Source organism: Amycolatopsis sp. NPDC031561 (assembly GCF_055580625.1).
This window is the reverse complement of sequence record NZ_JBVILA010000001.1, coordinates 656,224-675,556: the sequence shown is the minus strand read 5'-3', so window position 1 is coordinate 675,556 and position 19,333 is coordinate 656,224. Positions and strand designations below refer to the sequence as shown.

General features: G+C 69.0%; 25 protein-coding genes. 12 read left to right on the top strand and 13 right to left on the bottom strand.

The window, feature by feature from the left end:
• Positions 1-32: 32 nt before the first annotated feature.
• Positions 33-308, top strand: coding sequence for a hypothetical protein (locus ACZ5IK_RS03280; protein WP_465486345.1), 276 nt, complete (start codon positions 33-35; stop codon positions 306-308).
• A 52-nt stretch (positions 309-360) separates the two neighbouring features.
• Here ACZ5IK_RS03280 and ACZ5IK_RS03275 read toward each other — a convergent pair whose 3' ends face one another.
• Complete coding sequence (locus tag ACZ5IK_RS03275) at positions 361-1,506, bottom strand: MFS transporter (RefSeq protein WP_465486344.1); 1,146 nt, start codon at positions 1,504-1,506, stop codon at positions 361-363.
• Positions 1,507-1,583: 77 nt separating this feature from the next.
• Here ACZ5IK_RS03275 and ACZ5IK_RS03270 point away from each other — a divergent pair, with 77 nt between their 5' ends.
• On the top strand, positions 1,584-2,141 hold the full coding sequence (locus tag ACZ5IK_RS03270; protein WP_465486343.1) for a helix-turn-helix domain-containing protein: 558 nt from the start codon (positions 1,584-1,586) through the stop codon (positions 2,139-2,141).
• Between the two features lie 2 nt (positions 2,142-2,143).
• Here the strand turns inward: ACZ5IK_RS03270 and ACZ5IK_RS03265 are convergent, their stop codons facing one another.
• From ACZ5IK_RS03265 to darT, 6 genes are all read right to left on the bottom strand, one after another.
• The gene (locus tag ACZ5IK_RS03265; protein WP_101613522.1) at positions 2,144-2,551 is read right to left on the bottom strand and encodes a VOC family protein; all 408 of its coding nucleotides are present in this window, start codon (positions 2,549-2,551) and stop codon (positions 2,144-2,146) included.
• A gap of 158 nt (positions 2,552-2,709) precedes the next feature.
• Entirely contained in the window at positions 2,710-2,997 is a 288-nt protein-coding gene (locus ACZ5IK_RS03260) for a DUF1905 domain-containing protein (RefSeq protein ID WP_101610679.1), read from the bottom strand.
• Between the two features lie 5 nt (positions 2,998-3,002).
• On the bottom strand, positions 3,003-4,385 hold the full coding sequence (locus tag ACZ5IK_RS03255) for a pyridoxal phosphate-dependent decarboxylase family protein (protein WP_465486342.1): 1,383 nt from the start codon (positions 4,383-4,385) through the stop codon (positions 3,003-3,005).
• A complete protein-coding gene (locus tag ACZ5IK_RS03250) occupies positions 4,378-4,962 on the bottom strand; it encodes a class I SAM-dependent methyltransferase (protein ID WP_465486341.1) in 585 nt (194 codons plus the stop codon). The genes ACZ5IK_RS03255 and ACZ5IK_RS03250 overlap by 8 nt, the downstream gene beginning before the upstream one ends.
• A 118-nt stretch (positions 4,963-5,080) precedes the next feature.
• The gene (gene darG / locus ACZ5IK_RS03245) at positions 5,081-6,157 is read right to left on the bottom strand and encodes a type II toxin-antitoxin system antitoxin DNA ADP-ribosyl glycohydrolase DarG (RefSeq protein ID WP_465486340.1); all 1,077 of its coding nucleotides are present in this window, start codon (positions 6,155-6,157) and stop codon (positions 5,081-5,083) included.
• Positions 6,158-6,170: 13 nt separating this feature from the next.
• Entirely contained in the window at positions 6,171-6,869 is a 699-nt protein-coding gene (gene darT, locus ACZ5IK_RS03240; RefSeq protein ID WP_465486339.1) for a type II toxin-antitoxin system toxin DNA ADP-ribosyl transferase DarT, read from the bottom strand.
• A gap of 276 nt (positions 6,870-7,145) precedes the next feature.
• On the opposite strand from darT, the gene ACZ5IK_RS03235 reads away from it, so the two are divergent.
• The 3 genes from ACZ5IK_RS03235 to mscL all read left to right on the top strand — a co-directional run bounded on the left by ACZ5IK_RS03235 (position 7,146) and on the right by mscL (position 8,725).
• Positions 7,146-7,469 (top strand): FmdB family zinc ribbon protein, encoded by a 324-nt coding sequence (locus tag ACZ5IK_RS03235; RefSeq protein WP_410600373.1) that lies wholly within the window; start codon positions 7,146-7,148, stop codon positions 7,467-7,469.
• Positions 7,470-7,584: 115 nt separating this feature from the next.
• On the top strand, positions 7,585-8,226 hold the full coding sequence (locus tag ACZ5IK_RS03230; RefSeq protein ID WP_465486338.1) for an SAF domain-containing protein: 642 nt from the start codon (positions 7,585-7,587) through the stop codon (positions 8,224-8,226).
• Between the two features lie 94 nt (positions 8,227-8,320).
• Complete coding sequence (gene mscL, locus ACZ5IK_RS03225; protein ID WP_184895823.1) at positions 8,321-8,725, top strand: large-conductance mechanosensitive channel protein MscL; 405 nt, start codon at positions 8,321-8,323, stop codon at positions 8,723-8,725.
• Positions 8,726-8,731: 6 nt separating this feature from the next.
• On the opposite strand, the gene ACZ5IK_RS03220 is transcribed toward mscL, so the two are convergent.
• Together ACZ5IK_RS03220 and ACZ5IK_RS03215 are read right to left on the bottom strand one after the other, a co-directional pair.
• A complete protein-coding gene (locus tag ACZ5IK_RS03220) occupies positions 8,732-8,902 on the bottom strand; it encodes a hypothetical protein (protein ID WP_465486337.1) in 171 nt (56 codons plus the stop codon).
• A gap of 3 nt (positions 8,903-8,905) precedes the next feature.
• Positions 8,906-9,406, bottom strand: a complete 501-nt coding sequence (locus ACZ5IK_RS03215; RefSeq protein ID WP_005155592.1) for a MogA/MoaB family molybdenum cofactor biosynthesis protein — start codon at positions 9,404-9,406, stop codon at positions 8,906-8,908.
• A gap of 128 nt (positions 9,407-9,534) precedes the next feature.
• Here ACZ5IK_RS03215 and ACZ5IK_RS03210 point away from each other — a divergent pair, with 128 nt between their 5' ends.
• Together ACZ5IK_RS03210 and ACZ5IK_RS03205 are read left to right on the top strand one after the other, a co-directional pair.
• A complete protein-coding gene (locus ACZ5IK_RS03210; protein WP_465486336.1) occupies positions 9,535-10,596 on the top strand; it encodes an NAD-dependent epimerase/dehydratase family protein in 1,062 nt (353 codons plus the stop codon).
• 71 nt (positions 10,597-10,667) lie between these two features.
• Entirely contained in the window at positions 10,668-11,471 is an 804-nt protein-coding gene (locus ACZ5IK_RS03205) for an MBL fold metallo-hydrolase (protein ID WP_465486335.1), read from the top strand.
• Between the two features lie 8 nt (positions 11,472-11,479).
• On the opposite strand, the gene ACZ5IK_RS03200 is transcribed toward ACZ5IK_RS03205, so the two are convergent.
• The 4 genes from ACZ5IK_RS03200 to ACZ5IK_RS03185 are packed head-to-tail and all read right to left on the bottom strand — an operon-like array spanning position 11,480 to position 15,784.
• A complete protein-coding gene (locus ACZ5IK_RS03200; RefSeq protein WP_465486334.1) occupies positions 11,480-12,622 on the bottom strand; it encodes a serine hydrolase domain-containing protein in 1,143 nt (380 codons plus the stop codon).
• A 54-nt stretch (positions 12,623-12,676) separates the two neighbouring features.
• The gene (locus ACZ5IK_RS03195) at positions 12,677-13,726 is read right to left on the bottom strand and encodes a sensor histidine kinase (protein WP_465486333.1); all 1,050 of its coding nucleotides are present in this window, start codon (positions 13,724-13,726) and stop codon (positions 12,677-12,679) included.
• A complete protein-coding gene (locus tag ACZ5IK_RS03190) occupies positions 13,723-14,421 on the bottom strand; it encodes a response regulator transcription factor (protein ID WP_101613523.1) in 699 nt (232 codons plus the stop codon). Before ACZ5IK_RS03190 ends, ACZ5IK_RS03195 begins: the two co-directional genes overlap by 4 nt.
• Before the next feature lie 10 nt (positions 14,422-14,431).
• Entirely contained in the window at positions 14,432-15,784 is a 1,353-nt protein-coding gene (locus tag ACZ5IK_RS03185) for a hypothetical protein (protein WP_465486332.1), read from the bottom strand.
• A 131-nt stretch (positions 15,785-15,915) separates the two neighbouring features.
• Between ACZ5IK_RS03185 and ACZ5IK_RS03180 the strand changes: the two genes are divergently transcribed.
• From ACZ5IK_RS03180 to ACZ5IK_RS03160, 5 genes are read left to right on the top strand one after another with little or no spacing between them, the layout of a single operon-like run.
• Positions 15,916-16,572 (top strand): glycosyltransferase family 2 protein, encoded by a 657-nt coding sequence (locus tag ACZ5IK_RS03180; protein WP_465486331.1) that lies wholly within the window; start codon positions 15,916-15,918, stop codon positions 16,570-16,572.
• Positions 16,569-17,219: a TIGR04282 family arsenosugar biosynthesis glycosyltransferase gene (locus ACZ5IK_RS03175; RefSeq protein WP_465486330.1), complete on the top strand. Its 651-nt coding sequence runs from the start codon at positions 16,569-16,571 to the stop codon at positions 17,217-17,219. Before ACZ5IK_RS03180 ends, ACZ5IK_RS03175 begins: the two co-directional genes overlap by 4 nt.
• On the top strand, positions 17,216-17,824 hold the full coding sequence (locus ACZ5IK_RS03170) for a methyltransferase domain-containing protein (protein WP_465486329.1): 609 nt from the start codon (positions 17,216-17,218) through the stop codon (positions 17,822-17,824). Before ACZ5IK_RS03175 ends, ACZ5IK_RS03170 begins: the two co-directional genes overlap by 4 nt.
• Positions 17,821-18,888 (top strand): molybdopterin-dependent oxidoreductase, encoded by a 1,068-nt coding sequence (locus tag ACZ5IK_RS03165; RefSeq protein ID WP_465486328.1) that lies wholly within the window; start codon positions 17,821-17,823, stop codon positions 18,886-18,888. The genes ACZ5IK_RS03170 and ACZ5IK_RS03165 overlap by 4 nt, the downstream gene beginning before the upstream one ends.
• Positions 18,885-19,295, top strand: coding sequence for a hypothetical protein (locus ACZ5IK_RS03160; RefSeq protein WP_465486327.1), 411 nt, complete (start codon positions 18,885-18,887; stop codon positions 19,293-19,295). The genes ACZ5IK_RS03165 and ACZ5IK_RS03160 overlap by 4 nt, the downstream gene beginning before the upstream one ends.
• Positions 19,296-19,333 lie beyond the last annotated feature (38 nt).

Below are 19,333 nucleotides of genomic sequence, written 5' to 3'. Positions count from 1 at the left end.
GAGCAGCAGCGGCGACGGTCGGCTTGGCCGGGATGGCCACGGCAGCTGTTCTGACCGCGACACCGGCGAGCGCCGCCATCATCGGCGGGGTCGACATGCAGCGGGCCTGTAACGTCCAGAACCCGGGGATGGGCCTGGCCGCGGTGGTCACCGACTCGCGCAACGCCTACAGCTGGCGTTGCCGCGCTCCCTGGGGCTACCAGGTCGGTATCAACGTCAACGCCGCCTGCGCCAACCAGTACGGAGGCGGTGCGTACGCGACTCTCCTCAACGCCTCCGACCCGTACTCCTGGCGCTGCTCCCGCTGACCACCGAACCGGCGTGATGGGCAGCCCGGCCAGGGAGGGGTTGGGCCGCCCATCACGCCCCCCGGCGATCGAGGAGTACAACCGGCACCGTGACCAGCGCCAGGGCCGCGCCGATCCACGGGATGGCGGTCAGCGGGGCGCCCAGGTTCAGTGCCCCGGCGGCGAAGGCCGGAGTGAGGCTGATGCCCAGCTGGAAGGCCGAGACCGTGGCGGCGCCGGCGAGGGTCGGGGCGGAACCGGCGATGGCGAACACCCGCCCGTAGAGCGCCGGGTTGAGCACGAAAGCCGCGACTCCCAGCAGGAACACGACGGGCACGACAACCCAGACCGATGCGGCGAAGACGGCGAGCAGCGCCGAGAAGACCGCGATGCCGAAAACACCGCCGAGAAGCGCGTGGTGCGGCCGCTTGTCGGAGATCCGGCCGCCGACCGACAATCCCGCGAAGGCGCCGATGCCGAACAGCGCCAAGACGGCGGGGATCCAGACCGCCGGGAGGACGTCCTCCAGCATCGCCGCCAGGTAGTTGAAGGAAACCATGTACGAGGCGGTGCTCAGGATCGTGACGGCGTAGACGCCCCACAGCCGCCAGGAGCGCATCGCGCGCAGTTCGCCCGAAAGGTTCGGAGCCGCGGACGCGGTGGCGGGCAGGCCCACGGCGCAGGCGACCACGCCCAAAACCGTAAGCGCCACGACGCCCCAGAAGCCGCCGGTCCAGTCGGTGAGGTTGCTGAGCAGAGTGCCTGCCGGTCCCCCGGCCACCATGGCGGCGCTGAGCCCGGCGACGACGACGCCCGAGGCACGGGCGTTGCGGTCGGGGGTCACCAGGCTGATCGCGGTCACGGCGGCGACCGCGAAGAAGCCCGCGTAGGCGAGACCGGCGACGAACCGGGTGATCAGCAGGACGAGGTAGTCGTCGGCGAGCAAGCCCGCCGCGATCGACGCGGCGAAGACGAGTTGCGTGGTCATCAGCGCCATTCGCCGTGGCCACTTCAGGCTGAGTACGGCGAAAGGCGGGCCGCCCAGGACGACGCCGAGGGCGAACGCGGTGATGAGGGCCCCCGCGGACGACAGGGAGACGCCGAGGTCGGCGGCGGCCGAGGGCAGGACGCCTGCCATCAGGAATTCGGCGCTCCCCATGGCGAACAGGCTGAAAGCGAGCAGGTAGACGCCGGCGGGGAGGCGCTGGGTTTCGGTCATGGCGCCAGCATCGGCAGCGTCTGGCTGTTTCGGCAAAGAACTTTGCCGGAATCGGGACGAGCTGCTGTGCTGGCGATATGGAGAACCAACCCGCCGTCGCCGCGGCGATCGAGCTGATCGCACCCCGGCTGCGGCGCGCACGCTCGAAAAAGGGGACGACGCTGGTGGAGCTCAGCCGCGCCACCGGCATCTCCACCAGCACCCTGTCCCGGCTCGAATCCGGGCAGCGCAAGCCGAGCCTCGAACTGCTCCTGCCGGTCATCACCGCGCTGGGCCTGCGCGTCGACGAGATCGTGCTCTCACCGAGAGTGCTCGAACCGCCCGAGGACAGCCGGGTCCTCATTCCGCTCACCCGGCACGAGGACGGGCCCCGCGCCTACAAGATGACGATCCCGCCCGGCGACGACGAACCCCGGACGCGGACGCACCCTGGCCGCGAGTGGCTCTACGTGCTGCGCGGCAGGCTTCGGCTGGTGCTCGGCGACCAGGACGTCGTGCTCGGCCCCGGTGAGGCGGCCGAGTTCGACTGCCGGACGCCGCATTGGTTCGGCGCCACCGGCCGCGGGCGGGTGGAGGTGCTCAGCCTCTTCGGCAAACAGGGTGAGCGGATCCATGTCCGCGCGCGCACCCGGTGACGTCAGACGCGCTGCTGGATACGGATCAGGTTCCCGGACGGGTCGCGGACGGCGCCGTCGCGCAGGCCGTACGGCTGGTCGGTCGGCTCCTGGATGACTTCGGCGCCCGCCTCCGCGAGCTGCTTGAAGAGGCCGTCGAGGTCGTCCGAGGAGAACAGGATGCCCGCGTAGGTGCCCTTGGCCATCATCTCGCTGATGACCCGGCGTTCGTCGTCGGTGATGCCGGGATCGACGGCCGGCGGGTGCAGCACGATCGACACGGGCTGCCCCGGCGGGCCGACGGTGAGCCAGCGCATCCCGTCGTAGCCGACGTCGTTGCGCACCTCGAAGCCCAGGAGATCGCGGTAGAACGCCAGTGCGGCTTCGGGGTCGGTCTGCGGGAGGAAGCTTCCGTGAATGCTGATGTCCATGGCGATCACGCTAGGTGAGGCCGGTATCCGGCGCTTCTCGATTCCTGATCGGTCGGGTCACCGTGACCTCTTCGCTTTCCGGTCGTGGCCCGCTCACTGTTCGTGCTGATCCATTGTCGGCACGAGCACGAATCCGACGCGGCGAAGAAGAACGCGGGCTAGGAAATCCGCTTGGTCAGATGCACGGTGACCTGGTCTCCGATCTCCTTCCGGATCACCTTCCGGAACGGTTTGCGCAACGGCATCATGTGGACGCCGCCGCCGATCGGCAGCATGCTCACCTCGTAGTCGTGGCCGTCCACGGTGCCGCTGACCTTGACGGCTTTGCCGGTGCCGAAGAACTCCGCGGAGTCCGGCATGTTCACACACGGCCAGCCGCTGTTCGAGTCGGGAATGACCTCGGCCGTGAAAGTCACGTCGATGTCCTGCGGTGTCTTGTCAGCCATACTCTTCAGTTCTTCCTTGTCGTGGTTTCCGCGACTCTGCCCCAAGCCGCCTGAATCGCGGCGACACCGCGATCGACGTCGGCTTCGGTGGTGGTCCAATTGGACACGGAGATGCGCATCAGGCGTCGGCCACGCCAGGTGGTCGCGCCCATCCAACACTCGCCGGAGCGTTGGACGGCCTCGATCACCTTGTCCGTGTCCTCGCCGAAGCCGACGAGGACCTGGTTCAGCACGACGTCGTTGACGATGGTGACGCCTTCGCTGTTCACGAGTTGCTCGGCGAACCTGCGTGCCAGTGCGCAACAACGCTCGACCAGGTCGGCGACCCCCGAGCGGCCTAGCTCGCTGAGTGCCGCCCACGTCGCGAACCCGCGCGCCCGGCGGGAGGACTCCGGCACGAAGTCGCTCGGCGCTCTCACGTCGCCAGCCCCCTGGCCGGTCAGGTAAGCGGCCGTGAGCGACATCGCGGCGACATGGGACTCGGGATGGGCGCAGAAGGCATAACCGCTGTCGTAAGGGACGTTGAGCCACTTGTGCCCGTCGACCGCCCAGGAGTCGGCCGCTTCCACCCCGGCGGTCAGGTGCCTGAGGGAGGGGGTGGCGGCCGCCCAAAGCCCGAACGCGCCGTCGACATGGACCCACGCGCCCCGCTCGTGGGCGATTTCCGTCGCGGCGGCGAAGTCGTCGAAGGCGCCGGTGTTCACGTTCCCGGCCTGAAGGCAAACGATTGCGGGACCGTCGAGGACCCGCTCGAGGTCGGCGACGTCGATGGCACCTTGGCCGTTCGTGCGGACCGGCCTGACGGAATCGGTCCCCAGGCCGAGTAGCCGCAGGGAGCGGTCGATCGTCGCGTGGCGTTCCTCGCCGGCCACCACCGTGAGCGGCGGCGCCCCGTGCAGTCCGCGACGCTCGACGTCCCATCCGGCCAGCGCCAGCACGTGATGACGTGCGGCGGCCAAGCAGACCGTGTTGGCGCCCTGGCCACCGGTCACGAATCCGAAGGAGGCGCCCGACGGCAGGCCGAGGACGTCCTTGAGCCACTCGCCCGCCACTTCCTCGACGATCGCGGCGGCAGGCGAGGTGACCTGGTTGAAAGCACCCTGGTCCCAACCGGCCGTCAGCATGTCGGCGGCCGTCGCCGCTTCGAGCGCGCCACCGGTGACGAATCCGAAGTACCTCGGCCCGGTGCTCGCCACCAGCGCGGGCTCGACGGCGTCGGCGAGCCGCCGGATCACGTCGGCGGGCGGGGTGGGCTTTTCGGGCAGCTCGCCGAGCTTGCCCCGGACGCCCGACGTGTCCTCCGGGAAGACCGGAGCGTCGGCCACGCTTTCGCGGTAGTCGGCCACGCGGGCGGCGACGTCGGCCAGGAGATCTCGCAGCTCACTCATCCGACGGCTCTCTTTCGATCGTCGCGAACCAGGCAGGAGCGCCGTTCTCGTCGTGGAACCCGGTCCGGACGCGCTCCTTCTCGATGGTCTTCACGCGCCATCCTTCACCGAAGGGCTTTGTCAGCGCCTCACGTTTTACGGGATGAGGCCCGGCGTTCTCGCCTTCGCTGAAACACAGGACGTACAGCGTCCCCTTGGTGACCGCTTCGAGGCTCTTGACGTAAGCCAGGCGCTCGTCGGCGTCGAAGGCGTGGAAAAGCCCGCAATCGAGCACCGTCTCGAACCGCTGTCCGAGTCGCTCCAGGTGAAGCGCGTCCGCCGTCGTGAACTCGGCCTCGAGCCCGCGCTCGACCGCCTTCTGGCGTGCTCTGCTCAACGCGGTCTCGGCGACGTCGACGCCCAGCACGTGAAGCCCCCGTGACGCGAGGTGAAGCGCGTTCTCGCCGGACCCGCAGCCCGCGTCGAGCACCTTGCCGGTGAACCGTGGCGCCGCCCGGACGATGGCGGGCTGGGGGCCGCCGAAATCCCAGGGGGCGGGGCCCTCGTGGTAGGAGGCGTCCCAGGGCCGGCCTGTCATGCGCTCATGGCTGGTCGGGTTCCTGCCGCCGAACAGATCTCCAGCCAAAGCGTTCCTCATTCCCGCCCGAAGATCTATGCGTCCTTCCCTATCACGAACGCGAATCGACGGAGCCGCCTTAGACGGAAACGGTCGCGTCCGCGAGCTGGACATTTTGCAGATGCCGGTACGCGGTCTGCGCCTGCTGCGGCTTGAACAGCCGCCCCTTCCTCGCCGACCAGCGCCCGATCGCCAGCACGACCTCATCCAACGACGGCACGGTGGCAGAGTGCGCTACGACATAGTGCACCGTGGACAGCAGTTCAATCCCGTACGGGAACTCGAACCCTTCCACGATGGCTTCGAACCGTTCCAAGGTCCGCCGGAAGGCTTTGTCCTCGCCCAACACTTCGCGCGCCTCATCCAAAGCGCTGTCCACGAGAGTGAGAGTAGCTTTGCTCCCGCTGCTGCCATCCCCGAAGCCGTGGAGGAAATGACCTTCGACACTGCTGACGAACTGGTCGATCGTAGGTGCGTAGGGACCGAAATGGCTCGGTGTGAACGCCCACGTCTTCTTGCCGCCTGCCAACTGCAAAAAGTATGCGACCTTCTGGGCCTCCACCAACGAGATCGCGCCGGTGTCGGACAAACCTGACTCAACGCTGCGATCACGATAACGCTCGAACGCCAGCAGCAGTGCCGCCTTCGCCCGCGTTACCGCAGGCCGTTTGGTCCGTACGGGCATATCCTCTGGGGCCGGCGCACCCGCAGGGGGATACACCAGCACACGCACCCTGTCCAGGTCACCAAGCACGTCCCTGACCATCGGGTATACCTGCGCCCAGTCCAATCCACCATTGCCACACCCCAGCGGCGGCACCGCGATCGAAGTCATCCCATACTTCTCGATCACCCGCCGCAGATCCTGCAAGCCGCTCGCGATGTCCTCGATCCTCGATGACGCTTTCCAGTGCCCCTTGGTGGGAAAGTTCACGATGAACCGCGGCCCGATGATCGCGTCCAGCTCATGCACGAACATCTCACCCAGGCGGACCTGTTTGTTCTTGCACGCCCTCTCATACTGGCGAAAATTCTCAGGGAACGCACGTTTGAACTGCAAGGCGATGCCCTTGCCCATCACACCGACGGTGTTCACCGTGTTCACCAGCGCATCGACATCCGCCTCGAGCAGATTTCCTGTCGCTTCCTCGATCATTTTCGCCTCCCTCTCAAATGTAGTAGCCAGGCAGGACTCTAATGTCCGTTGACGCGGGAAGCTGCGGACGGATGATCGACGCCACCCGCTGCGACTTCACCGCGAACCCCATCACCAGGCTCAGCGGGAAGAACTCGTGCACCAGAAATTCCGCCATCCGCCTATTTCGGCGCTGCCCATCCTCAGGTGTGTTCGCCCAGTACTGGGCGTCCATGACGTCCCAATCGGTATTGGCGTCCAGTTCTTCCCAAGTACCGAAGAACTCCGTCAACGCGGCTCGAGCGTTGCCGTCCGTACACGTCCACTGCAGACCTGCCGCCCGCACCCGATCCAACGACGACACCAGGTAGACCAGATCCTGGTTCGAGGTATAGCTGGCGACCTTGCCGTTACTGATCGCACTCATCATCGGCGACCGAGGCGCGTAGTAGAACGGCACATAGTCCGCGACCACACCACCCGGCGGACACGACACCGCCCTGGACCGCCGGTCACTCTTGACTCCTTCGTGCGCGCACTCGGTGAACACTCGCCCGCTGGCCATCATCCGGGAGTCGCCATACAGCCCGCCATCAGCCACGATGCCAGCCAGATTGGCATGGTCGGTGAAATGGTAGATGCGCCGGTCTTGCACGTGGGCCACCCTAACGCGCGGGGTGCCCTCCTCAACGACCAAGTCAGTATCGCGCTCTACACCGAGCCAGCCGATCACATCACCCAACGATAGAACACATGTTCTATCGTTGGCAAGCAGGTTGCCAGTGCCCAGTCGGGCCACCCGCACTATGGGAGATCGCCCGGCTCAAGACGCCCCGTAGCCTGAACAAGACCCCCAACTCGATCCGGCACTGCGCAGGTCCGGGACATCACGCGTGACCAGGGCATCATGTGACCTTGGGAAACCTTGTTTGACCAGCGCCGGAATGCGCCGGTACCGTGTTGTGTTAGCACTCATGTCGGCTGAGTGCCAATGCACGAAGGAGCAGCAGTGCCCACCTACCAATACGCCTGCAAGGAATGCGACCACGCTTTCGAGGCCGTGCAGTCGTTCTCCGACGCGAGCTTGACCGTGTGCCCGCAGTGCTCAGGGCCGCTTCGCAAGGTCTTCAGCTCGGTCGGCGTGGTCTTCAAGGGCAGCGGTTTCTACCGCAACGATTCGCGCGACTCGAAGGCCAACACGACCTCGACCTCGGCCAAGACCGAGTCCAAGTCGGAGAGCAAGACCGAGTCGAAGACCGAGTCCAAGTCGGAGACGAAGAGCTCGGCATCCTCCTCCACGGGTACGACGAAAACGGCCGCCGCCGCTTCCTGACGTCCCGAGTTGTCCACAGGCCCCCGGTTATCCACAGCCGGGGGTTTTCGTTCTTCCCGGGTATCGCACCGGCCCTTAGCGTCGAGATCATCACCGATCGACGAGGGGGAATCCCGTGCTCCACGATCTGCCCGTCCTGCGAAGACTTCACGGCAGGCCGGCGCGGCTGCTCCGCCGCTGGCTGGCCCTGTCCCTGCTGCTCAGCGGCCTGGTCGTGCTCTTCCTGCCCGACTCCGCCCGAGGCACGCCCGGCACCGCGACCGTGGTCTCCGCCCGAGACCTCCCCGCCGGGACGCTGCTGCGTGCCGGGGACCTCAAGCTCGTCGACCTCCCGGACGACGTCCGTCCACAGGGCGCCGCCGCCAGTCCCGCGTCGGCCGAGGGGCGGATGCTCGTCGGGGCGGCGAGGGCCGGTGAGCCGCTGACCGATGTCCGGCTGGTGGACACGGCCATCCCCGGAACGGGTGATCCAGAGAATTCAACTGTCCCGGTGAGGCTCGCCGACGCCGGTGTCGCGGAGTTGCTCAGGCCGGGTCAGCGGGTCGACGTCGTCGCGGCCGCCGAGGCCGGGCGAGAGGCGTCTGTGCTGGCCAACCTGGCCGTCGTGGCGGCGGTCGGCGCGCAGGGCGGCGGCGAACCGAGGACCCTCGGCGCGGGGAGCAAGGGACCTTTGGTGCTGCTCTCCCTGCCCTCCGCGATCGCGACACGGGTCGCCGCCACCTCGCTGGAACGGTCCATAACGGTTACCCTCCGCTAGCTCGCGCCTGCCACCGGTGGCGGCGGGCGCCTGCGTCCCCCCGGTACGGAAAAGGGACGGTCGGCGAACCGTCCCAGGTGAAGAGGAGTGCGACTTGCTCAAGGGTTTCAAAGACTTCCTGATGCGCGGGAACGTCGTCGACCTCGCGGTCGCGGTGGTCATCGGCGCCGCGTTCACATCGATCGTCACGGCCTTCACGACCGGCCTGATCAAACCGCTGATCAACACCATCGGCGGTTCGGACGCCGCCAAGGGGCTGGGGTTCAACATCCTCAGCGCGAACGACGCCACGTTCCTCGACTTCGGCGGCGTGATCAACGCGGCGATCAACTTCGTGCTGGTCGCCGGCGTCGTCTACTTCGTGATCGTGCTGCCGGTCAAGCACGTCCAGGAGCGGCGTAAGCGCGGCGAAGAGGCGGGCCCGGCGGAGCCGACCGACGTCGAGCTGCTCACCGAGATCCGCGACCTGCTGCGCGCGCAGCAGAACCGCCAGGGCTGACCAGGATCACCGGTCGTGATGGGGCGGCCGGTTCTCCAGGTACCACGAGTCGGAGTCCGGGGCGCGTTGCCCCGGCTCTCGCTCGTCGGAAGTCGTGTCCGGCAGGACGTCGCCGAAGATCTCGTCGACCCGGCGTTGGGCGGCCGCGGCGGGGCGCTTGCCTTCGTCGTCCGCCAAAGGTCAGGCCTCTTCGAGTCCGGAAAGCTCGTCGATCACGTACGGCACTAGCGACGAGAGCGTCGCCATGCCGTCGCGAACGGCCGCGCGCGAACCCGCGAGGTTGACCACCAGCGTGCTGCCGGAGACCCCGACGAGCCCGCGGGAGATCCCCGCGTCCACCGCGCCCGCGGCCAGGCCGGACGCGCGCAGTGCCTCGCCGATGCCCGGGATCGGACGGTCGAGCACACCGGCCGTCGCGTCGGGCGTGCGGTCGCGCGGGGAGACCCCGGTGCCGCCGACGGTGATCACCAGATCGGCACCACCGATCACGGCGGTGTTGAGCGCGTTGCGGATCGCGGCCGTCTCGGCCTCGACCACGACGACACCGTCGACGATGAACCCCGCCTCTTCGAGCAGCTCCGTGACCAGCGGTCCCGTGTTGTCCTCGTGTTCGCCGTGGGCGACACGGTCGTCCACGATGACCACCAGTGCGCGGCCCAGCCGTTGTGCGCTCCGTTCCATAGGCACACCGTATCCGGTTTCGGCTGATCTTCGCTCCCGCGGTGTCGCAGGCCATGAGTTGTGACGATTCCCTGACGTGAGCCGCGGATCCGGGGCCGTCGCCGTGGATCCCCCTTAGCGTCGGGAAGGTGCGAACACTCGTAACCGGCGGGGCCGGGTTCATCGGCTCCCATATCGCCGATCTGCTGTCCGATCAGGGCCATGAGGTCGTCGTCCTCGACAACCTCCTGCGCACCGCCCACGGTTCGTCGCGGCCGCCCGGGTACACCGGACGGCACCGGTTCCTGCGCGGCGACGTCACCGACACGGAGCTGGTCGCCGAGCTGCTGGACGGCGTCGACGCGGTCTGCCATCAGGCGGCCGTCGTCGGACACGGCGTCGATCCGTCCGACGCGCCGTCATACGCGCTGAACAACGACTACGGGACGGCCGTGCTGCTCGCCGCGATGCACCGCGCCAAGGTCCGGAAACTGGTACTCGCCTCGTCGATGGTCGTCTACGGCGAAGGCCGCTACGAATGCCCCATCCACGGGATCGTCCCACCGTCGCCGCGGAAACAGTCCGATGTGGACGCCGGCTGCTTCGAGCCCGCGTGCGCGGATTGCGGCGCCGAACTCGACTGGCGGCTGGTCCCCGAGGACGCGCCGTTGCGGCCGCGAAGCACCTACGCGGCTACCAAGCTCGCGCAGGAACATCTGGCGGCGGCGTGGGCCCGGCAGACCGGCGGAACGGTCTGGGCCATGCGTTACCACAACGTCTACGGCCCCCGGATGCCGCAGAACACCCCGTACGCCGGTGTCGCGTCGCTGTTCCGGTCCTCGCTCCTGCGTGGCGAGGCGCCGACAGTGCTGGAAGACGGCAAGCAGCAGCGAGACTTCGTGCACGTCCACGACGTCGCGAGGGCGAACGTCCTCGCGCTGGAAACCGACGGCCCCGAAGGCGACCTGATGCCGCTGAACATCTGTTCCGGGCAGCCGCACTCCGTCGGCGAACTCGCCGAAGAGCTCGCGAAGGCCTGCGACGGACCGGCTCCGAAGATCGCCGGTGGCGCGAGGCCCGCCGACGTCCGGCACGTGGTCGCCGACCCGGCCCGCGCCCGGCGGCTGCTCGGCTTCACCGCTCGAACCGGTTTCGCCGAGGGCATCGCCGGGTTCGCCACCGCTGAGCTGCGGGAACCGGTCGGTCTCTGAAACCGGGAACAGACCGCGCCCCCGGCCGGTTGTCGTTCCCGGCAACGGAATCGGCATTTTTGGGGGTTTTGGTGGGCATCACCGTCGGAGACATCGAGATCGAAGCACTCGGGGACGGCCTGATCAGGCTGCCGCTCGCGTTCTTCCCCGGTCTCGACCCGGACGCCCACCCGGACGTCTTCGACGAGGACGGCACCGTGCACGTCCCGACCGGCGCGTACCTGATCCGCGGCAACGGCCGCACGATCCTCGTCGACACCGGCCTCGGCCCGCGCGAGTTCGCCTTCCCCAAGGGGATGACGCCCGCCAAGGGCGATCCCACCCCGCCGATGGGCACCGGTGGCGACCTCGCCGCCGCGCTCGACAAGGCGGGCTGTCCGATCGGCGAGATCGACACCGTCTTCCTCACCCACCTGCACAACGACCACATCGGCTGGATCGCCCCCGAAGGCGACCTGACCTTCCCCGGCGCTCAGGTCGTCTTCGGGCAGCTCGACTGGGAGGCTCTGATCGAGCCCACCGGGACGGGCGAATGGAGTCGCGTCGGCATGGAGACCGCCCGCGCCGCGGGCCTGACCGAGGCGATCAGCGGCGACGACGTCGAGATCGCGCCCGGGATCGTGGCGCGGCACGCCCCCGGCCACACACCGGGCCACTACGTCCTCGACATCACCGCGGACGACGAGCGCCTGCTGCTGCTCGGCGACGTCCTGTACACGCCCGCGCAGCTGACGGACACGCGAGTGAGCTTCCTCGGCGACGTCGACCCGGACCTCGCGCTCCGCACCCGGCAACGGTTCCTCGCCGAAGCGGAAGAGACCGGCGCGATCATCGCGCCAGCCCACTTCCCGGACATGGGTTTCCTGCGGTTCTGACCAGCGGTCTACTTGCCGCAGAGCACCTTGTCGGTGAGCAGCTGATCCGCCTTGAAGTACGCCTGCCCCAGGTCCGCGGCGGAGTCGCCGTAGGTCATGGACAGCTCGTAGGTCCTGCTGCCGTCGGGCGTACTGGCCATCAGCGTCCCGTAGCCGTGGAAACCGCCCATGCCCTTGAGGACGGTGCCGCAGCTCGTTTCCTGGACGTACATCCCGAGGCCGTATCCGCCCTTGGGGTGCGGCTTGCGCATTTCGGCGAGCAGCGGGGCGGGCAGGAGCTTTCTGCCCAGCAGCGCGGCGAAGAACGTGTGGAGGTCCTTGGTGGTCGAGATCAGGTCACCCGCGCTGGAGGCCCACGACGGGTTCTGCTCGGTGATGTCGACCGTCTTCCACTGCCCGGCCTCCTCGTAGCGGTAGTAGCCGTGGGCGTGTGGCCCCGGGATGCCGGGCCACGTGCCCGGCACCACGGTGTCGCGCAGTTTGAGCGGCTTCAGGATCCGCCGCTGGAGCTCGACGCCGTACGGGTTGCCGGTGACCTTCTCGATCAGCAGCCCGGCGAGCACGTAGTTGATGTTCGTGTAGGTCCAGTCCGTTCCCGGCGCGAACAGCGGCGGCAGGGCGAGGCCGAACCGCACCAGTTCCTCCGGCCGGTAGGTGTGGAACCGGTTGTCCAGGAAGTCCTTTCCTCCCAAGGGGATCGAGGCGGTGTAGTCGGCGATCCCGCTGGTGTGCTGCAACAGCATCCGCACGGTGATCCGCCGGTCGAGGCCGAACTCGGGCAGGTAGCCCGCCACCGGCGCGTCCAGGCCCACCTTGCCCTCGCCTGCCAGTTGCAGCACGACGGTGGACACGAAGGTCTTGGTGTTGCTGCCGATCCGGAACCGCCCGTTCGTCGGCGGCTTGGCGGACGAGCCCAGCTCGCGCACCCCGGCGCTGCCGGTCCAGTCGCCTCGCCCGTCGTTCACCCGCAGCTGCGCGCCGGCGAAACCGGAGGCGGCGATCTCCTGGACCATCGCCCGCAGGTCCGGACGGTCCCGCCCGGAATCCGCCGCGGCCACTCCCGGCAGGACCCCGGCCAGCAGCGCGGCCGCCACCGCGGTGATCCCCGCCCGCCGGAACATCTTCTTGGCCGTGTTCGCTGAGTTCGTCATGGCGGCAACGATCGCGGCCCGCGCTGACACCGCGGTGACACGCCGCTGACACGGTCAGGGCATGGCCAACGGCAGCCGGACCTCGAACCGGCATCCCGGACCGTGATTGCGGACGCCGATCCGGCCGCGATGAGCTTCGACGAGCCCCTTCGCGATGGCCAGCCCGAGTCCGCCGCCGCTCGCCAGCCCGCCGCGTTCGGGGGTCCGCGCCGTCGTCCCGCGGAACGCGACGTCGAAGACCCGGCCGATCTCGTCGTCGGGGATTCCGCCGCAACCGTCGGAGACCGCCAGCAGCGCCTCGCCGCCTTCGATACCGATCTGGACCGCGACCGTCCCGTCCGGCGGGGTGTGCCGCACGGCGTTGGACACCAGGTTGCGCACGATCCGCGCCAGTTCCGGATCGCTGCCGGAGACGACCGGCCAGACGTCGGCGTTCTCGACCATCCGCACGCGTTTCTGCTCGGCGAGCGGCACTTGCGCGGCGACGGCGTCGCTCACGACGTCCCGCAACGGCACGGAAGCCATGGTCAGTTGCAGTGCGCCCGCGGTGATCCGCGACAGTTCGAACAGATCCCCGACCATGCCGGACAGCCGCGTGGTCTCGCCGCTGATCCGCCGCGCGTACCCGGTGACCTCGATCGGCTCGGCGACGACGCCATCCGCGACGGCCTCGGCCATCGCCTGGATCCCGGCCAGCGGGCTCCGCAGGTCGTGGCTGATCCACGCGACCAGTTCACGCCGCGACGCCTCGGCCGCGCGCTCCCGTTCCCGCGCTTCCCGCTCCCACACACTGCGGCGCGCGATCACGCGGCCGAGAACGAGTGCCGCGGGCACCGTCACCAGCGCCACCAGCAGGCAGACGAGCGTCATCGTGGTCAGCGCGGGGGTGAACATGAACCCGCTGATCCCGAGCACCGCGATCAGCGTCGCGAGCACCGGGATCAGCACGAGGATCGTCATCGTGCTGGCCAGCGAACCGCGTCTGAGCAGGTACAGCGCCAGCCCGCCGAGCAGCACCACCGGCACCGCGAACATCAGCGCGAACGGCAGGATGTGCCAGGCGTGCGCCAGCATCTCGCCGAACGACTCGCCGGAGCCGATCACGGTCGCACCGGGTCGTACCGGTAGCCGACGCCCCAGACGGTGGCGACGCGGACGGGTTTCGCCGGATTCCTCTCGATCTTTTCACGCAACCGTCTCACGTGGACGGTCACCGTGGACTGGTCGCCGAAGTCCCAACCCCAGACCTTCTCCAGCAGATCGGCACGCGAGAAAGCCACACCGGGATGAGCGAGGAAGAAGGCGAGCAGGTCGAATTCCCGGCTGGTCAACGGAAGTTCGGTGCCGCCGAGGGTCGCCTGCCGCGCGGTCATCTGCAGCGAAAGGTCCCCGTCGGTGACCTGACGGGCAGCCGGTTCCGGCCGCGGCATCCGGGCCCGCCGCAGGACCGACGCCACCCGCAACGCGAGTTCCTTGGGGCTGAAGGGTTTCGTGACGTAGTCGTCGGCGCCGAGCTGGAGCCCGGCGATCCGGTTCTCCTCCTCGCCGAGCGCGGTCAGCATCACCACCGGCACCTGGCTCACCTGCCGCAGCCGACGGCACACCTCGAGCCCGTTGAGCCCGGGCATCATGACGTCGAGCACCACGAGGTCCGGGCCGGTCTCGGAGAACAGCCGCAGCCCCTCGGTGCCGTCCCCGGCGACGTCGACGTCGAAGCCCGCGACCTCCAGATACCGCCGGACGACGTCCCGGACGGTCTCGTCGTCGTCGACCACGAGCACGCGGCCCTGCTCTGTCATGAAGCCCACCTCACCAGCTCGTCAGCACCAGATGGTTCACCACCAGCGCCGTGGCCGCCGACGCGGCGAGCCACCACCGCCGTCCGGGCGACGGCAGCAGCGCCACCGCGGGCAGCAGCCACACCTGGAACGGTAACCAGATGCGTTCGACCTCCGCCTTCGACAGGCCGGACAGATCGGCGAACGCGATCGTCAGCGCCGCGGCCAGCACGATCAGGACCACCGGGTCGCGGAACGACCGTTTCGGCTCACCCAGGAACGCCGCCCCGGCGCGCCGCGTCCCGGCGATCACGGCCGGGCCGAGCGCGATCAGCACCGCCGCGAGATCCGCCCACACCCAATAGGAGTACGGACGCAGTGTCGCGATCCCCTGGTAGTAGCGCTCGACCACCAGGTGATAGCCGTCGAGCCACCAGAACCCGGTCAGCGCGAACGCCACCACGACCGCGGCCACCCCGGCCAAGGCGAGGAGCAGGATCCGCCACTGGCGCGTCAGCACGACGACGGCCAGGACGATCACCCCCAGCAGCACGAGACCGTACGAGAGAAAGAGCCCGAACCCGAGCAGCAGACCGCCGGGGAGCGCGAGGATCCGCCGCCGCGTGGCGAGCGCCAGCAGCGCGATCCCGGTCGCCGTCACCCCGGCGAACAGCCCGTCCGCGGAGACCCCGATCCAGATCGCGCCCGGGGTCAGGACGGCGAACGGCAGGACCGTCCTCGCGGCGTCCTGCCTGCCCAGCGCGGAGAGCGTCACCGGAACCGCGACCACGGCCAGGCAGCCGACCAGCACGACGAACGTCGAAGCCCAAGCGCCGCCGTGCAGGCCGAGCCTGTCGAGCCAGACGAAGACCAGGGTCGCGCCCGGCGGATGCCCGGAGACGTGCGTCGTCCACGAGTCCGGCTGGTAGTCGAGGATGCGCGAAGAGAACCCACTCAGCATCTTCGGGATGTCGGTGATCCCCGGGACTTCGTGCAGGTACTCGTGTTCCGTGGTGAGCCTGCCGGTGAAACCGCGGGTCCAGCCGTCGATCATCGCCAGTGAGAACGTCCACGCCAGCGCGGCCCCGTAGCCGAGCGCGAGCAGCGGCCGCCAGCGCAGCCGTGCGGCGAGCGAGGGACCTTTGGTGACGACGAGGATCGCGAGCACGACGGCGGCGACCGAGCCCGGACCGACATGCGGCAGCCACAGCCCGAACAGCGGCGGCGCGAAGGCGTAGATCACCACGCCGGAACCGGGGCGGTTGTAGTAGAGGCCGACGGCGATCGCCGCGGCGACGACGAGCATCGCCAGCGCGACGGCGATCAGGTCGGCGCGGCGACCCGTGCGGACAGGGGCGGTGACAGTGGGCATCACCGGCACCATAACCGTGTTCCCGCGCCGCGGCGGCCTTGGAACAAGGTCCGTCAGAACTCGGTAAGAACTTCGCGGACGTCAGGATTCGGTAAGCACCACAAGGGTTCTCGTCCGTCCATTACGGACCTAACGTGCGTTGCGTGAACGATGACCAGGTTGACGTCGTACTTCCCTGTCTCGACGAGGCCGGTGCCCTCCCGGGGGTACTGGCGGCCCTGCCCGCACGCTACCGGGCGATCGTGGTCGACAACGGATCGAGCGACGGTTCCGCCGGGATCGCGGCCGGGCTCGGGGCGAAGGTCGTCCACGAACCCCGGCGCGGCTACGGCGCCGCGGTCCACACCGGGCTGGAGGCGGCCACGGCGGACGTCGTCTGTTTCGCCGACGCCGACGGTTCCCTCGACCTCGCCGAACTGCCGATGCTGGTCGACGGCCTCGCCGGCGCCGAGCTGGCTGTCGGGCGGCGGGTGCCCAGCGGCCCCGGCGTCTGGCCGTGGCACGCGAGAGCCGGCAACGCGCTGGTCTCGTCCCTCTTGCGGCGCAAGGGATTGCCGGTTCGCGACATCGCTCCGCTGCGAGCCGTCCGGCGGCGGGCATTACTGGATCTCGGCGTCACCGATCGCGCCTTCGGCTACCCGCTCGAGCTGCTGATCAAAGCGCAGCGCGCGGGTTGGCGGGTCGCCGAGTTCGACGTCTCCTACGGCGAACGTGCCAAGGGCACGAAGTCGAAGGTCTCCGGCTCGCTGCGCGGAACCCTCCGCGCCACCCGGGACTTCGGGCGGGTGCTGAGCCAATGACCTTCTGCCTGCTGATCGTCGCCAAAGCGCCCGTGCCCGGTTTCGCGAAGACGCGGCTCTGCCCGCCCGCGACACCGGAACAGGCCGCCGAGATCGCGGCCGCCTCGCTGCTCGACACCCTCGACGCCGCGCTGCTGACCCCGAGAGCACGCGTCGTCGTCGCCATGACCGGCGACCTCCGGAAGGCCATTCGCGGCACGGAAATCGTCACGGCACTCCGGAAAACGGAGGTGATCCCCCAGCGCGGCGACGGTTTCGACGTCCGTCTCGTCAACGCCCACGCCGACGCCCGACGCCCCGGGGAACCGGTGCTTCAAATCGGGATGGACACCCCGCAGGTCACCCCCGCGCTCCTGGCCGAGGCCGCGCACCCCCTGGAAACCGAGGATTCCGTCCTCGGGCTCGCGAAGGACGGCGGTTGGTGGGCACTGGGACTCCAGGATCCAATGCACGCCAAGGCTCTCGCGGGTGTCCCGATGTCCCGCGAGGACACCGGACTCCAGACCTTGCGCGCGCTGGCGGACATCGGCCTGAGCCCGGGTATCCTGCCCACACTGTCCGATGTGGACACCGTCGCCGACGCGCGTCTCGTCGCGGCGGAGATCCCTGGCGGCCGGTTCGCCCGAGCGGTCGCTGAAGTCCGGTGACCGCCTTCGACCCCGGCCTGCTCGGCCACCGCTGCTGGCTGGAACTGGCGACCGGCGAACGCGTCGACCTGCCGGTGGACCGCTGGACGGCCATTCCCTGCGACGGCGATGACGTCCTCCTCGACGCCTGTGACGGACCGACCCTCGACGTCGGCTGCGGCCCCGGCAGGCTCACCGCCGCGTTGTCCGAACGCGGTGTCGCCTCGCTCGGCGTCGACATCTCGGCCACCGCCGTACGCCTCACCCACGCCCGGGGCGCCGCCGCGCTGCACCGGGACGTCTTCGACCGTATCCCCGGCGAGGGACGCTGGCGGCACGCCCTGCTCGCCGACGGCAACATCGGTATCGGCGGCGATCCCCTGCGCTTGCTGACCCGCATGGCGGAACTGATCGCGGACGGCGGGACGGTGCTCGTCGAACTCGACCCGCCTGGCCGCGGCGTCCGTCAGGACCAGGTTCGCCTGGGGCCCGACGGCGGCAACTGGTTCACCTGGGCGTGGGTCGGCGTCGAAGCGATCGCCGGACTCGCCGCCCGGAGCGCGTTCCGGGTCGCCTGGGCCACCCGCCGCGGCCACCGCTGGTTCGCCTGCCTGGAGAAAGCATGAATCCGCCTTCGCAACGGGTGACGTCCCGGATCGGGCTCGCCCTCGCTGTCACGTTCACGCTCTGCTTCGTCACCGGCCTGATCAGCCATCTCATCCAGCATCCGCCGTCGTGGTTCGGCTGGCCCAGCCGCCCGGCGTGGCTGTACCGGGTCACGCAGGGCACGCACGTCGTCTCCGGGATCGCGTCGATTCCCTTGCTGCTGGCCAAACTCTGGAGCGTCTACCCGAAACTGTTCGAACGGCCGGTGATCCGCTCCCTGCCGCACGCGCTCGAACGGCTGTCGATCCTGGTCCTGTCCGCGGCCGCCTTCTTCGAACTCGTCACCGGCCTGTTCAACGTCGCGCAGAACTATCCGTGGAACTTCTACTTCCCGCAGCTGCACTACGCGGTCGCGTGGGTGGCGATCGGCTCGATCCTGGTGCACGTCGCGGTGAAACTGCCGATAGTCCGCCGCTCGCTCACCCAGCGACCCGAACCCTCGCGGCGCGCTTTCCTCCGCACGACCTGGCTGGCCGCGGGAGTCGCCGTCGTCGCGACGGCGGGTGCGACGGTTCCTTTGCTGCGTAACGTTTCCGGACTGTCGTGGCGAAGCGACAAGGGGCCGCAGGGCCTGCCGGTCAACCGGACGGCCGCGGCGGCCGGTGTCCTGGAAGCGGCGAACGACCCGAGCTGGCGCCTTTCGGTGGTCACCGCGAAAGGCACGAAAACCTACTCGCTCGCCGAACTCCGCGCGCTTCCCCGGACTTCCGCCGAACTCCCGATCGCGTGTGTCGAGGGCTGGAGCCAGTCCGCGCACTGGAGCGGCGTCTCGCTGCCGGAGTTGTTGCGGGACGCGGGAAGCACGCCGGGCACGCCGGTTCGGGTGTTCTCACTGGAGAAGGGCGGGATCTACGGGATCAGCGAACTGCCCGGCGAGCACACCGAGGACGGGCTCACCCTGCTGGCACTGGAACTCAACGGCGAGATCCTCGACGCCGACCACGGCTTCCCGTGCCGGATCATCGCCCCGAACCGGCCCGGTGTCCTGCAGACGAAATGGGTCACCCGCTTGGAGACGCTGTGAAAACGTTGCGGCTGCTGCTGTTCCTGCCCGGCCTCGGCGCGCTCGCCTGGGGCGCGGTGCTGTTCGCCGAATACGCGTTCCCGCTGCGCCCGGACGTCTTCGGGACACTCGGCTGGCTCGCCGGCGGACCGCTGGTGCACGACCTGCTGGTCGCGCCGCTGGTCGGCGCCGTCGGGCTCGCGCTGAGCAGGTTCCTCCCGGAGCGCTGGAAGACCCCCGTCAAGACGGGCGCGGTCCTCACGGGGGTGCTGACGCTGCTCGCGGTTCCGTTGCTGTGGCGGCCTTTCGGCGGCGCCCGGAACCCGGGGCTGCACGATGCCGACACTGTCACCGGCCTGCTGCTCACCCTCGCCGTCGTCTGGCTCGGCGTCCTCATGGCCGCGCTCTTTCGGAAAACGCGGGCTTGAGAAGGAGGGCAAACGTGGCGTGCTGGGTCGGGTTGGTC

Excerpts from the sequence above, each read along its gene's own strand:
- ACZ5IK_RS03250 (WP_465486341.1), bottom strand. The coding sequence starts at position 4,962 with ATGACAGGCCGGCCCTGGGACGCCTCCTACCACGAGGGCCCCGCCCCC.
- ACZ5IK_RS03275 (WP_465486344.1), bottom strand. The coding sequence starts at position 1,506 with ATGACCGAAACCCAGCGCCTCCCCGCCGGCGTCTACCTGCTCGCTTTC.
- ACZ5IK_RS03270 (WP_465486343.1), top strand. The coding sequence starts at position 1,584 with ATGGAGAACCAACCCGCCGTCGCCGCGGCGATCGAGCTGATCGCACCC.
- ACZ5IK_RS03190 (WP_101613523.1), bottom strand. The coding sequence starts at position 14,421 with ATGACAGAGCAGGGCCGCGTGCTCGTGGTCGACGACGACGAGACCGTC.
- ACZ5IK_RS03255 (WP_465486342.1), bottom strand. The coding sequence starts at position 4,385 with ATGAGTGAGCTGCGAGATCTCCTGGCCGACGTCGCCGCCCGCGTGGCC.
- ACZ5IK_RS03265 (WP_101613522.1), bottom strand. The coding sequence starts at position 2,551 with ATGGACATCAGCATTCACGGAAGCTTCCTCCCGCAGACCGACCCCGAA.
- ACZ5IK_RS03200 (WP_465486334.1), bottom strand. The coding sequence starts at position 12,622 with ATGACGAACTCAGCGAACACGGCCAAGAAGATGTTCCGGCGGGCGGGG.
- ACZ5IK_RS03260 (WP_101610679.1), bottom strand. The coding sequence starts at position 2,997 with ATGGCTGACAAGACACCGCAGGACATCGACGTGACTTTCACGGCCGAG.
- ACZ5IK_RS03280 (WP_465486345.1), top strand. The coding sequence starts at position 33 with ATGGCCACGGCAGCTGTTCTGACCGCGACACCGGCGAGCGCCGCCATC.
- darG (WP_465486340.1), bottom strand. The coding sequence starts at position 6,157 with ATGATCGAGGAAGCGACAGGAAATCTGCTCGAGGCGGATGTCGATGCG.
- ACZ5IK_RS03165 (WP_465486328.1), top strand. The coding sequence starts at position 17,821 with ATGAATCCGCCTTCGCAACGGGTGACGTCCCGGATCGGGCTCGCCCTC.
- ACZ5IK_RS03185 (WP_465486332.1), bottom strand. The coding sequence starts at position 15,784 with ATGGTGCCGGTGATGCCCACTGTCACCGCCCCTGTCCGCACGGGTCGC.
- ACZ5IK_RS03175 (WP_465486330.1), top strand. The coding sequence starts at position 16,569 with ATGACCTTCTGCCTGCTGATCGTCGCCAAAGCGCCCGTGCCCGGTTTC.
- ACZ5IK_RS03215 (WP_005155592.1), bottom strand. The coding sequence starts at position 9,406 with ATGGAACGGAGCGCACAACGGCTGGGCCGCGCACTGGTGGTCATCGTG.